This is a genomic window from Pseudomonas sp. IT-P218, assembly GCF_949767605.1.
GTDB lineage: Bacteria > Pseudomonadota > Gammaproteobacteria > Pseudomonadales > Pseudomonadaceae > Aquipseudomonas > Aquipseudomonas putida_AE.
Genome location: NZ_CATKQQ010000010.1, coordinates 16,046 through 29,555, shown reverse-complemented (window position 1 = coordinate 29,555; position 13,510 = coordinate 16,046). Strand labels below are relative to the sequence as shown.

Below are 13,510 nucleotides of genomic sequence, written 5' to 3'. Positions count from 1 at the left end.
ATGATCGAAAAACACCCCCTATTGCGCTGCCTGGCGATCTACCGGGAAATGCCCTGGCGCTTTGCCCTGGTCGCGGCGCTGTTCATTTCCGTGAACCTCGCGCTGGTCTGGCAGCAATGGCTGATCGGGCATGCGGTGAACGACGTCAGCGCCGGTCGCGCCGTCGTGCGCCAGGCCGATGGCACCCTCGACGCCAGCCTGGGCTGGTACTGGCTGTGGCTGATGCTCGCCGTGGCCCTGGGTCGTGGCGTGTTGCAATACGCCGCCAGCGTGTGGTCACTGGTGCTCAGCCAGGAACTGCTGACGCGCCTGCGCGAACGCATCCTGCAACAGGTACAGAACCTGCACCTGGGTTATCACTGGCAGCACGGCATGGGGGAGATGATTACCCGCACCACCCGTGATGCCGACAAGGTTCGCGATGCCCTGATCAGCTTCTGGCGGCAGGTCGTGGAAACACCGCTGGTGGTGCTGGCGACGGTCGGCCTGCTCAGTTGGTACAACCCGCTGCTGGGGCTGGTGCCGTTGTTGCTGACGGTGGCAGGCCTGTGGGTTTTCGTGCGTCAGACCGAACGCCTGGTCAGCCTCGATCGCGCCGTGGGTGCCGCCTACGACCGGGTCAACCAGGAGCTCAGCGAGGGCATCGGCGGTGTCCGGGTAATCAAGTCCTTTGGCCTTGAGCACAGCCGCATCCAGCGTTTCGCCACGCAAGTGACGGTGTTCGCCGACCACGCCCGTCAGGCACTCGCCTATTCCAGCTCGCGGATACCGCTGCCGCAAGCCATCGTCGCCCTGGGTCATGTGTGGATCCTGGTGTATGGCGCGCATCTGGTGGCAACCGCCCAATTGGGCATCGGCGAGCTGGTCACCTCGCTGCTGATCGCCACCACCCTGGTGTTTCGCATCGAGGGCATTGGCCGCGTCATGCAGACCTTTGCGGACGCGCGCTCCAGCGCCGAGCGCATCTGGCAACTGCTGGACGAACCGGCGGCCATCCGCAGTGGCCAGGCCAGGTTGCCCGACACCCCCCTGGGATTGAAACTGGAACACGTCAATGTCAGTGCGCCCGGCGGCGGGCTGGATATTCTCCACGATTGTTCGCTGACCTTGCAGCCGGGTGAAATCGTCGCGCTGGTCGGTGCCACCGGCACCGGCAAAAGCCTGCTGGCCAGCCTGTTGCCGCGCCTGAGCGATGCCGGTTGCGGGCGCGTGTCGCTGGGGTCGGACAGCGCCGGATGGCAGGACATTCGTCAGCTGGACCTGGACGAACTCAGACGCCGGGTGCACGTGGTGCCCCAGGAAAGCTTTCTGTTTTCCGACACCCTGGCAGCCAACTTGCGCCTGACCGCACCCAATGCCAGCGACGAACAATTGCGCCAGGGTTTACGCCTGGCGGCCGCCGAAGATGTGCTGGACCGCCTGCCTCACGGCTTGGCCACGCCCCTGGGGGATCGCGGCGTGACGCTGTCCGGCGGCCAGCGCCAGCGCCTGAGCCTGGCCCGCGCGCTGCTGGGCGAGCCGGACGTGCTGTGCCTGGACGACGCCACCAGCGCACTGGACGCCATCAGCGAGCGCCAGTTGCTGAACAACATTCGCCAGCTGCGCCGCGACCAGGGTCGGGCCACCACCTTGCTGGTGATCTCCAGCAAGCTCTCGACCATTCTCCTGGCGGACCGCGTGCTGATGCTCCAGGACGGCCGGATCGCCGCCAGCGGCACACATGCCGAACTGCTCAACACCAACCCGGACTACCGCGACCTGCTAGGGATCGATCATGGCTAACCCAATCGCCGGCAAAGCCCTGAGCGACATCGAAATCGAAGAAATGCTGGCCAGGAAGGCCCTCGACCGCAGCATGTTCAGCCGACTGCTGCCGCTGCTCAGGCCCATTCGCAAACACATTTTCGCCGTCATCGGCATTGAATTGCTGCTGGTGTTCACGGTGTTCATGCGCCCCTGGTTCGTTCGTCAATTGCTCGACCACGGGCTGATCCAACAGGACGATCACTGGTTGCTCGATGAACGTCTGGTGCTGTGGCTCGGCCTGGGGCTGGCGCTCAGTTGGCTCGGGCGCTTCATGCTGGCCGGGGTTTCGCAGTACGTGGCTGGCAGTGCGGCGATCCGGGTGCTCAACGACTTGCGGGTGCGCGTCTTTGCCCATGTACAAGGCTTGAGTGTCAGCTATTTCGACCGAACCAAGGCCGGGCGAATCATTTCCCGCGCCGACCGTGACGTCGACGCCCTCGAACCGCTGCTGATCCAGGGACCGCCAGAGCTGCTCGGTGCTCTGCTGCGCTGCGGGCTGGCGGCGGTGATGCTGTGGCGGATCGACCCGCGGTTCTTCCTTAGCCTCGCTGCCACCGTGCCGTTGCTGGTGCTGGCGACCTGGAGCTTCAAGCGCATCTCCCACCGCAACTGGGCGAAGGTCGCGGAGAACCGCAGCCGCTTCACCGCCCATCTGGTGGAGAGCGTCAGCGGTGCGCGCATGCTGCAGCAGTGCGCCCGGCAAACGCCAAACCTGCGACGCTATCGCGGCCTGCTGGATGACTTCAATCAGGCGCTGGTGCGCGGCAGCCTGCGATCCGGCTGGTTCGCACCGTTCACCGCCCTGCTCAGCTCGGCCGGCATGGCGGTGCTGTTGCTGGTGGGTGCCTACGGCCTGGCGCAGGCGGATGTCACCGTTGGCCAGATCGCGGAAAGCCTGTTTTATGTGTTCCTGTTTCTCGGGCCGTTGCAGGAGCTGTCGGACTTGTTCGAGCACTACGCCACCGGCTCGGCATCGGCACAGCGAATTTTCCTGTTGCTCGACACCCGGCCCGACATCAGTGACAGCAGCACAGTGCAAAACCTTGGGCGAGCGAAAGGCCAGGTGAGTTTTGAACGCGTCGGCTTTGCCTACGATCCTGGCGCTGCGACACCGGTGATCAATGAGCTCAACCTGCACATCCGCGCCGGCGAAGTGCTGGCGATCGTCGGGCCTTCGGGCCACGGCAAGAGCACCCTGGTGCAGTTGCTGACACGTTTCTACGAGGTGCAATCGGGTGCGGTGAAACTCGATGGCATCGACATACGCGACCTCGCCCAGCAGGAGCTGCGGCGCAATATCGGCGTGGTACTGCAGGATAACGTGCTGTTCAGCGGCAGCATCCTCGACAACCTGCGCCTGGCCTCGCCCCTTGCCGACGATGCCAGTCTGATTGCGGCCGCACGAGAGCTGGGCGCGGACGAGGTGCTGGAACGCTTGCCGCATCAGTACCAGACCGAAGTCGGGCCGCTGGGCGGGCACCTAAGTCATGGCCAGCGGCAACTGGTCTGTCTGGTGCGCGCTTACCTGGCGGACCCGGCGGTACTGGTGCTGGACGAGGCGACCTCGGCGGTCGATATCCACACCGAGCGCCGTATTCAGCGGGCGTTTCGACGACTTTGCGAAGGCCGCACCGCCATCATCATCGCTCATCGCCTGGCAACCATCCGCGACGCCGACCGCATCGCGGTGATTCGTCACGGCCGCCTGGTCGAACAAGGGCCGCATCATCAATTGATCGAGCAGGGCGGTGCTTATGCGGCGCTGTACCAGACGTACCTGCGCAGTGCCGAAGCCGGTTCATCCATTGACGAGATCGTCGCTACTGCATCGGCGTGATCGCGACCGCCATCGCCGGCAGGCCGGCCCCCACAGGTCAGCGTTGTGACCCCGATTCTGTGGGAGCCGGCCTGCCGGCGATGGCGATTGCCAGATCACCTGAAAACCACCTGCTGCACCCCGAGCAACCATTGCTGACGCACTGCTGCTACAGCAGCACCCCCGCCCTCCCTCCCTCTCCACTCCCCCGCCAAACGCCCGGCCCTGCTGGCCAAAACCCCGCTCGCCGGGCATGGCATGTCCGTTGCAACCACCCTGGCAAGACGTCCTCGCACCTGCGCGACGCAACGCGTATCTGAATCAGGAGCACCCCATGAGCACTGAATTTTTCTGGCGCCTGCCACTGGGCACCGATGGTCCGCAGTTGACCACCGACAAACACAATCGCGGCAACCCGGACTACCGCCCGGGTCACATTGCGCCAGGGCGCTTGCCAAATGGCGAACCCGATGACTTCACCTACATTGACTACATCGCCCAGGTCGCGAAAGCCGCAGAACTGGCCGGTTTTGAAGGCGCCCTGCTGCCCACCGGGCCAGAGCCGTGGATTGCCGCGGCGGCCCTGGCCCGGGAAACCCGGCGGATCAAGTTCCTGATCGCGTTCCAGGCCACCTGGACCCTGCCGGCCTACGCCGCACAACAGGCAGCGATACTGCAGAACCTCAGCCGTGGTCGCCTGGAGTGGAACATCATCACCGGTGGCAATCCGGCCAGTCAGCGGGCCAACGGCGACTTCCTCGAACACGACCTGCGCTACAAGCGCACCGGCGAATTTCTCGACATCATCCAGGGCCTTTGGCAAAACGAGCGTTTCTCCTACGAGGGCGATATCTACCAACTGGAGAACGGCGCCCTGCCCCACGGCCTGCACAACGAGCGCAAACCCGGCGTGTACTTCTCCGGATTCTCCGACGCCGCCCTGGATGTCGCCGCCAGGCACGCCGATGTCTACCTCAACTGGGCCGAGCCCATCGACAAGCTCAAGCCACACATCGAGCGGGTGCGCGAACTGGCGGATAAACAGGGTCGCAGCGTGCGATTCGGCCTGCGGGTCGACCTGTTCGCTCGGGAAACCGAAGAGTTGGCGTGGAAAGATCTGCGTCGCCAGTTCGACAAACTCGAAGGCAAGGGCAGCGTGGTCGCCAAGGGTTTTACCAGCGGCTCCGATTCCGTCGGCGGGGCACGGCAAACCGCCTACCACCAGAACATCGATCGCTTCGACGACCTGATCATCGGCCCGAACCTGTGGGCCGGTTTTGCCAAGGCCAAACCGGGACCGACCGTGGGATTGGTGGGCAGCCACCAGAACATCGCCGAACGCCTGGTGGAATATCGCGACGCCGGATTTTCGACCTTCATCCTGGCCGGCAATCCGCACCTGGAGGAAGCCTTGCGCATCGGCCAGGAAGTCCTGCCGCTGGTGCACCAACGCCCTGTCGCAACACCTGCGACCCACTTGAAGGCCAGCGCCTGAGCGCTGCGGGAGACTGATTGATGACGCACCCCCTCGACACCCTCTGGTACACCCGCTGCCCGGTCCCCACCGGGCTTGGCATCGCTGTGCAAAAAGGCTGGCTGCAGGAAACCGTCGGCACCCTGGGCACACAGGTCCAGTCGCTGCGCGAGTCCACCGACAAAGTGGTTCGCGAATCGCACTTCGATCACACCCTGCGCAATTCGGTACGCCACGGCGGCAACATCCCGGCCATCTGGGCCCGGGCCCAGGGTCGGGAAACCCGGGTCATCGGGCTGTCCTGGGCCGACGAAGTACAACTGATCCTGACCCGTGGCGACAGCGGCATCAACACCGTGAAAGACCTCAAGGGACGCCGCTTCGGCCTGCCGGACTGGGCGGGTGCGCAGATCGACTTCACCCGCGCCCAGGCCCTGCGCGGCCTGGAAAACGCCCTGAAACTGGAAGGCCTGCAGGTCGGTGATGTGCAGTTGGTGAACTTCCGTTATGAGGGCACCTTCAGCGATCCGCAGGTGCGCACCGTCAATGGCACGCCGATCAGTACGCAGCGGGTCGAGGGACGCAACCTTGAACTCGTCGGCCTGTTGCGCGGAGAGGTCGATGCCATTTTCCTCAAAGGTGCCAGTGCGGCGCGCCAGGCACATGAGTTCGGCCTGCACACGGTGATCGACACTGGCGCCCATCCCGACCCGCTGATTCGCAGCAACAACGGCACGCCTCGCACGCTGGCGGTGGACCTGCACCTGCTGGAAAACCACTTCGACGTCGCCAGCGGCATCCTCGATTCGGTGCTGCGCGCCGAGCATTGGGCGCACACCCATCCAGAGGAAACCCGTCGCTACCTGGCCCGCGAAACCAATAGCAGCGAGTACTGGGTCAGCGCCGCCTATGGCGACGACGCTCACCTGCGCCTACGTACCGAACTGGATGAGCAGGCGATCGAGGCCTTGCAGGATTTCACCCACTTCCTGCATCGCTGGCGCTTCATTGCGAACAGTTTTGATGTACGTGACTGGATCGATCACCGGCCGCTGCAAGGGTTGCTGGAAACAAACACCGCACTGGCAGGCTAACCCGCCAGATCTCATGGATTCGAACTGAAGGCCATTATGAGCAAACCACTCGATACGCTTTGGTATACCCACAGCCCGGTCCCCACCGGGCTTGGCATCGCGGTGCAGTCCGGTCGACTGGCGCAAGCCTTTCTGCCGTTCGGTACCAACATTCAGTCCTTGCGCGAGTCCAGTGAACGGGAAGTTCGCGAAGCCCATTACGACCATCACCTGAAAAACTCGGTGCGTCACGGCGGCAACATCCCCGCCATCTGGGCCTACGCCAGCGGCGTGCAGACCCGGGTGCTGGGACTGTCCTGGAGCGACGAGGTGCAGTTGATCCTGACCACCGCGGAAAGTGGTGTGAAGAGCATTCGCGACCTGAAGAACCGTCGTTTCGGCATACCGAAATGGGCCAACGTGCAGATCGACTTCACCCGCGCCCAAGCCCTGCGCGGGCTGGAAAACGCGCTCAAGCTCGAAGGCCTGGAGGTCTGCGATGTCGAACTGGTGGACTATCCCTATGGCGGTACTTATAGCGACGACCAGAAGCAGCATGTGTTCGGTTCGGAGGTCAGCCTCGGGGTTTCTCGCTTCAGCCGTCGCAACAACGAGCTGATCGGGCTGTTGCGCGGCGACATCGACGCGATCTTTCTCAAGGGCGCGCATGCCGTGCACCTGGCCAATGAGTTCGGACTGCAGGTGGTGGTCGATACCGGCTCCCACCCTGATCCACTGATCCGCTCGAACAATGGCACGCCCCGGACGCTGACCGTGGACACGCACCTGCTGCACGAGCATTTCGATGCCAGTGTGAAGATTGTCGATACCGTGCTGCGCACCGAACAATGGGCCTGGGCCAACCCGGATGAAACCCGGCGCTTTCTTGCACGGGAGTTGAACACCAGCGAGTACTGGGTCGCCGCCGCCTATGGCGAAGACGCCCATCGGCGTTTACGCACCACGCTCGATGGCCGCTCCATTGAAGCGCTGCAGGATTTCACCGATTTCCTGCATCGTTGGGACTTCATCCCACGCCGTTTCGATGTGCGGGACTGGATCGACTTCAGCGTGCTGGAAAATGTCATTGGCTCTACCTCTCGCTTGGCGGTTTGAGTTTTTCGTCACCAGCAATGCCGCCATCGTCGGAACGTCGCCCGCAGCAGGCCGGCTCCTGCAGTCATCACTGATCACACAAAAAGCTGTAGGAGCAAGCTTGCTCGCGATGGAGGTCAACGATGACGCGGGGAGCCTGGCACCCCGCGGTGCTCTCAGGTTTTTCGCGAGCAAGCTCGCTCCTACAGGGTCCGCATCCTTGAGGCCAATACATTGCTGGCCAGGCAACACTCCCACACTCACCGCTTGCTGCTCCAGCAACACCCGCCAAGCAACTTCTGCTGAATGTCTGGCAGACTTTTCACCCCCTACTGGATCCAACTAACAAAACCCTGGAAAACCTCAACAAACACAACTATTACAAATATTAATATCCTTTAAATACAGCAACTTAATAAAACTAACCGATCCACAAAACCTCTTGGCACGATCTCTGCTCTACCCCCACTAGTGAAACTTTATCGGGGGGAGACTTAAATGCATAAACTTAATCCAATCGCCAAGAGTATCTGGCTAACCTTGTTGCTGGCCGGGGGCGGTGTCAGCGAGGGATTGCTGGCAGCCGAAACCACGGAAGCCGACAGCAGCAATACCACTACCGAACCTTCACTCAAGACCGTGACCGTCACCGCTCAACACAGGGAAGAAACCCTGCAAGAGATTCCGGTGGCGGTCTCGGCGGTACAGGGCACCAGCCTTGTCGCCGACGGCGTGCGCAACATGGGCGACATCACGACGTTCGTGCCCAACGCTTCCGCAAAAAACCCGGACGGCGATGGCCGGCCACGTTGGTACATCCGTGGCCTCGGCACCGGGGATACCGGCCCTGCGACCGTCTTCCCGGTAGGGATCTATGCCGACGACGTGTACCTGAACGCACCGATTGCCGGCGGCGGGCCGTTGTTCGACCTGGAGCGCATCGAAATCCTGCGTGGCCCGCAAGGCACCCTGTACGGCAAGAACACCACCGCGGGCGCCGTCAACGTCATTTCCAAAAAGCCGACGTTCGACACCGATGGCTTCGGCACGATCGGGTTTGGCACCAAGAACGAACGCATCGTCAGCGCAGCCCTGGGCGGTGCGCTGGTGGATGAGAAACTCGCGGCGCGGGTCTCGCTGTATTCCGAGGAGCGTGACGGTTTCCAGGAGAACCTCGTCGACGACAACACCTACGGCGACGTCAACAAGAAAGCCGTACGCCTGCAGTTCCTCGCCCAGGTGAACGACGACCTGGAAGCGCTGTGGAAAATCCACAGTCGCGAATACAAAGGAGACGGCAGCAACGGCTCGCTGGCCGTAGGGCGCTATTACAACGTTGGCTATGAAAGACCCAGCGGACGCGATATCGCCATCAATGTGAATGAAGACTCCAAGCTCAACCACGATGGCACATCGCTGACCTTGAACTGGCACCTGGGTGACTACACCCTGACCTCCATCAGTGCCTATGATTACATCCGCGGTCAGTCCACCAGCGATGCCGACTACACGCCTTACGAAGTCAACGGCGCGGCGATTGCCGATAACCGATATGCGCAATATTCCCAGGAGCTGCGCCTGGCCTCGCCACAGCAGGAAACCCTGCGCTGGCTGGTGGGGGCGCATTACTTCCACGAAGACCTCGACAGCTCAGGCCAGCGCATCATCACGCCCGGGCCGACGCCCAACGGCACCGGCTCGAACCAGATCGGCGCGACCGACTTTCGTGACCTCGACTTCGACCACACCACCGATAGCTACGCGCTGTTCGGCAACCTGACATACGACTTCACCGATGACTTCACCGTGACCGGCGGTCTGCGTTATACCCAGGAAAAGAAAGACATCGACCTCGACCTGACCCAATTGACCCGCACCAGCGCCAACGGCCCATTGGTGCCTTTGCCAGGTGTCGGCACCAATGGCAATCGCCAGGAAGCCAACACCTGGGAAGCCTGGACCTACGACCTGACGCCGGAATACCGGATCAACGACAACCTGCGGGTGTTCTTTCGCTATGCCCACGGCTTCCGTTCCGGCGGTTTCAACACCGGGCTGTCGACCAGCCTTGCGCAGCTGACCACGGTGGACCCGGAACAACTGGACGCCTACGAAATCGGCCTCAAGTCCGAATGGTTCGACCATCGCCTGACGGCCAACGCCAACATCTTTTATTACGACTACTCGGACATTCAGGTGAACCTGCTGACGGTCAACAACGGCGTACTCACCACGGCGCTGACCAACGGCGCCAAGGGTACGGTCAAGGGTGCCGAACTTGAGCTCGAGGCCCAGCCGACCGATTACCTGCACCTGCGTGCGGCGGTGTCGTTCCTGGACACCGAATACACCGACTTCAAGAACACCAACCCCAACACCGGCGTGGTCACCGGTGACTACAGCGGCAACAGCTTCGTGCGCTCGCCGCGCAACGTGGTGTCGCTCGGTGCCGACTACACCTTCCCGCTGGAGATCGGCGGCAAACTGGTGGCCGGTGGTGATGTGAGTTTCCGCGACAAGGAATACTTCCTCGCCGACCGCCAGAGCAGCGCCGACAAGACGCTCAGCCAGCCGCACTACACGTTGGCCAACACCCGCCTGACCTGGTTCAGCCCGGACGATAAAATCAGCGTCACCGGTTTCGTCAACAACGTCACCGACCGTCGCTACCAGGTTCACGGCCGTCCGAATGGCACGCTGGGCCAATACGTCATCACCTACGGCGATCCGCGCACCGTCGGCCTGAGCGTGACCAGCCGCTTCTGACCTTCGCCTGAAAGGAATTTATCCATGTTCCATCACACCCCGTTGGCCGGCGCTATCGCGCTGGTCATTGGCAGCCTTGCCGTGCCTGTGGCGGTTGCCGAAACCCGCCCCGTCGCCGGCAGCGACCACCTGGACACTGTCGTCGTGCTCGGCACCCGTCGCAGCGACGTCACTGCGCTGGAAAGCGCCGCGCCTATCGATGTCCTGTCGGGCGAACAACTGCAGCAGACCGGCGCCAGCGACCTGTCCGGCGCCCTCACGGCCCTGTCCCCTTCGTTCACGTACCCGCAATCACCCCAGGGCGCCTTTGCCGGTTCCATCGCCCAGGGCGCATCGTTGCGCGGCCTGGCGTCTGACCAGGTGTTGGTGCTGGTCAACGGCAAGCGCCGCCACACCAGCGCCAACGTCACCCGCCAGAGCCTGGTCAATGGACGCGGCGCAGCGGCGGTTGACTTGAGCCTGATCCCGTTGAGTTCGATCCAGCGCGTAGAGATCCTGCGCGATGGCGCGGCGGCCCAATATGGCTCGGATGCCATCGCCGGGGTGATCAACATCGTGCTCAAGGAAAAGGACGAGGGTGCAAACCTCGGCTACCGCTTCGGCGGTTACGACAAGGGCGACGGCATCCAGCGCAAGCTTAGCGGCTGGAAAGGTTTCGCCCTGCCCAACGACGGCTTCCTCACCCTGGGTTTCGACGCCGGCAGCCAGGACCCGGCCAGCGACACCAATCCGGACAACCGGATTTTTTACCCGGGTTCCACCAGCATCAACACGCCTCGCGAGCAGAACAACCGTTACCGGACCTGGCGTTGGGGCTCGGGCAATGTGTCGGACCAATACAACTTCGCCGCCAACAGTGAAATCGGCATTGGCGAGGGTTTGACGGCCTATGGCTTTGCCACCTACTCCCACAAGAAAACCGACGCCGAGGGATTCTTCGACCCACCGACGACGCTGCGCAACAACTACGGCAGCACCGCGTTGCAACGCTTTCCAGACGGCCGCCTGCCGATCACCCGCTATTCGCTGGAAGACTACGCCTTGACCGGCGGCCTGCGCTACGAAGACGATTTGCTGGGCAATTTCGATTTCGCCGTCAACCATGGCGACAACACCCTGAAGTCCGACGACCGCAACGCGATCAACCCCAGCTGGGGCGTCACCAGTCCACAAAGAATCCATACCGGCGAGCGTGAGGCCGATCAGACCAACGTGACCCTCGACTGGGTGCGGGATGTCCCGACCGACCGGTTGTTCAAGCCGCTCACATTGTCTGCCGGCCTGGCCTGGCGCCAGGAGAACTACGAACTGAGCGCAGGCGAGGCCGCGGGTTGGCAAAATGGCCCGCTGTTCAATACCGTCGACCCGGTTACGGGGCGGCGCATTCCGGGTTACTACTCAGGCATTACGCAAGTCGATGCAGCCTCGCTGGATCGCAACGTACTGGGTGCCTACATCGACGTCGAAGGCCAGGTCACGGAAAAATTCCAGGCGGGCGTCGCGGTGCGCAGCGAGCACTATTCGGACTTCGGCGATACCACCAACGGCAAACTGTCCCTGCGTTACGACTTCACCCCGCAGATTGCCGCCCGCGCCACCGCCAGTACCGGCTATCGCGCACCGTCCCTGGTGCAGAGTGGTTTGTCGTCGTTCAGCGTGCAGGTGGTGGAGCAGCCACCCGGCAGTGGCAACTATGTCGAGGTGCAGCAACGCACACTGCGTGCCGACAGCCCGGAAGCGGCGTTGCTGGGTGGCAAGTCGCTGAAACCGGAAGAGTCCACCAGCTATTCGCTGGGCCTGGTGTGGCGCCCACTGCCCAATGCATCGGTGACGCTGGACGCCTACCGCATCGATATCGACAACCGCATCACCCTCTCCGACCAGCTGCCGGCATCGGTTGTCTCGCCGATCTTCGCCGGAACGCCGTACGCGAACATCCAGAGTGCGGCCTTCTACACCAACGTCGCGGACACCCGCACCGACGGTGTCGAACTGTCCGGCAACTATCAGCTGGACCTGCAGCAATGGGGACAGCTGAACCTGAACGCAGGCGTAAGCCAGAACAACACAAAAATCACTGCCCTGAGGGATGTCGGCAACATCAAGGGTTCACAGATCGTAGGCCGCACCACCCAGGGCCTGATCGAAGATGGCACCCCCGAAACCAAGCTGATCCTCAGTGCCAACTGGCTGTATGACGGTTGGGGCATCACCCTGTCCCAGCGCCGCTATGGTGAATGGAAGAGCCTCAACACGACCAACCCGACCCTGGACCAGACCTATAGCCCGCAGTGGGTGACCGACCTGGACTTGTCCTACACCTTCAACAGGACCCTGAAGGTTTCGCTGGGGGCGATCAACCTGTTCGATACCCACCCGGACGAGGCTGACGGCGTGCAGTTGTACGGTGTACCGAAATACTCGATCACCAGCCCCGAAGGTGCCCAGGGCGCGTTCTACTACACCAGCGTCAGCTACGACTTCTGACGGGACTGCTGGTGGGGTGTTGCCCTGGCAGCAGTGGGTGCTGATCAGGCATCAATCTGCGCTGTTCATTCCGACGCCATCGCCGGCAGGCCAGCTCCCACAGGGTGGTGCATAACCTGTGGGAGCCGGCCTGCCGGCGATGGCGTCATCACGTCCAGGCAGGAACCATTGCAGCTGGCACAGCTCTTGCGATACCCCTTGGGTACTTCGCCGAAATAAGACCTGCCATGCGTACCCAACGTCTGCTCTCCTCCCTGACCTGGCTCATCTCCCCCGTTGCCCTGCTGTTGCTGTGGGCAGTGGTGGCCGAGGCCGGGATTTTTCCGCGCAACCTGCTGGTTCCACCCGCGCAGGTCTGGCACACATTCGAGGAACTGCTGGTCAGCGGTGAGCTGCTCGAACACCTGCTCAACAGCCTGTCGCGACTGGGGGCGGGATTTGCCATCGGCTCGCTGCTGGGCCTGGCTTTCGGCGTGCTCATGGCCTTGTCGAAGAACGTCGAGGTCTACTGCTCGCCGCTGTTCCACACCCTGCGCCAGATTCCCAGCATCGCGTTGATCCCGATGTTCGTGCTGCTGTTCGGCATCGATGAAACCTTCAAGATCATCATTGTCGCCAAGACCGCATTCTTCCCGGTAGCCCTGGCCGCCAGCGAAGGGGTCAAGGCCATCCCGCGCAGCTACTTCGAGGTCGCCGACGTCTATCGCCTGCGCTGGCCGACACTGGTCCGCGAAATCGCCCTGCCCGCCGCCGCGCCACCGATCATCACCGGCTTTCGCATCAGCCTGACCCGCGCCTGGGTGGTGCTGGTGGCCACCGAGTTGCTGGCCGCCGACAGCGGCCTGGGGCAGATGATCGAAATGAGCCGGCAGATGTTGCGTATCGATGTGGTGATGGTCGGCATCGTGGTCACCGGCCTCATCGGTTTCACCCTGGATTTCACCTTTCGCCAACTGGAACAGCGGCTGTTCCGCTGGCAGACCCGCTAGGAGT

The 13,510-nt window shown here is 62.7% G+C and carries 8 protein-coding genes; all 8 read left to right on the top strand.

Going from position 1 to position 13,510, the window contains the following annotated elements; all coding sequences use genetic code 11:
• The 8 genes from ACM6I6_RS06445 (at position 1) to ACM6I6_RS06410 (ending at position 13,506) form a co-directional block, all read left to right on the top strand.
• The gene (locus ACM6I6_RS06445) at positions 1-1,782 is read left to right on the top strand and encodes an ABC transporter ATP-binding protein (RefSeq protein ID WP_274076174.1); all 1,782 of its coding nucleotides are present in this window, start codon (positions 1-3) and stop codon (positions 1,780-1,782) included.
• Positions 1,775-3,643, top strand: coding sequence for an ABC transporter ATP-binding protein (locus ACM6I6_RS06440; RefSeq protein WP_414919621.1), 1,869 nt, complete (start codon positions 1,775-1,777; stop codon positions 3,641-3,643). The genes ACM6I6_RS06445 and ACM6I6_RS06440 overlap by 8 nt, the downstream gene beginning before the upstream one ends.
• A gap of 313 nt (positions 3,644-3,956) precedes the next feature.
• On the top strand, positions 3,957-5,117 hold the full coding sequence (locus ACM6I6_RS06435; RefSeq protein WP_274076172.1) for an LLM class flavin-dependent oxidoreductase: 1,161 nt from the start codon (positions 3,957-3,959) through the stop codon (positions 5,115-5,117).
• A 20-nt stretch (positions 5,118-5,137) separates the two neighbouring features.
• Positions 5,138-6,190: an ABC transporter substrate-binding protein gene (locus tag ACM6I6_RS06430; protein ID WP_323608491.1), complete on the top strand. Its 1,053-nt coding sequence runs from the start codon at positions 5,138-5,140 to the stop codon at positions 6,188-6,190.
• 36 nt (positions 6,191-6,226) lie between these two features.
• Positions 6,227-7,285: an ABC transporter substrate-binding protein gene (locus ACM6I6_RS06425; RefSeq protein ID WP_323608490.1), complete on the top strand. Its 1,059-nt coding sequence runs from the start codon at positions 6,227-6,229 to the stop codon at positions 7,283-7,285.
• A 477-nt stretch (positions 7,286-7,762) separates the two neighbouring features.
• Positions 7,763-10,030 (top strand): TonB-dependent receptor, encoded by a 2,268-nt coding sequence (locus tag ACM6I6_RS06420; RefSeq protein WP_414919620.1) that lies wholly within the window; start codon positions 7,763-7,765, stop codon positions 10,028-10,030.
• 24 nt (positions 10,031-10,054) lie between these two features.
• The gene (locus ACM6I6_RS06415) at positions 10,055-12,517 is read left to right on the top strand and encodes a TonB-dependent receptor plug domain-containing protein (RefSeq protein ID WP_414919619.1); all 2,463 of its coding nucleotides are present in this window, start codon (positions 10,055-10,057) and stop codon (positions 12,515-12,517) included.
• 227 nt (positions 12,518-12,744) lie between these two features.
• Entirely contained in the window at positions 12,745-13,506 is a 762-nt protein-coding gene (locus tag ACM6I6_RS06410; RefSeq protein ID WP_274076167.1) for an ABC transporter permease, read from the top strand.
• Positions 13,507-13,510 lie beyond the last annotated feature (4 nt).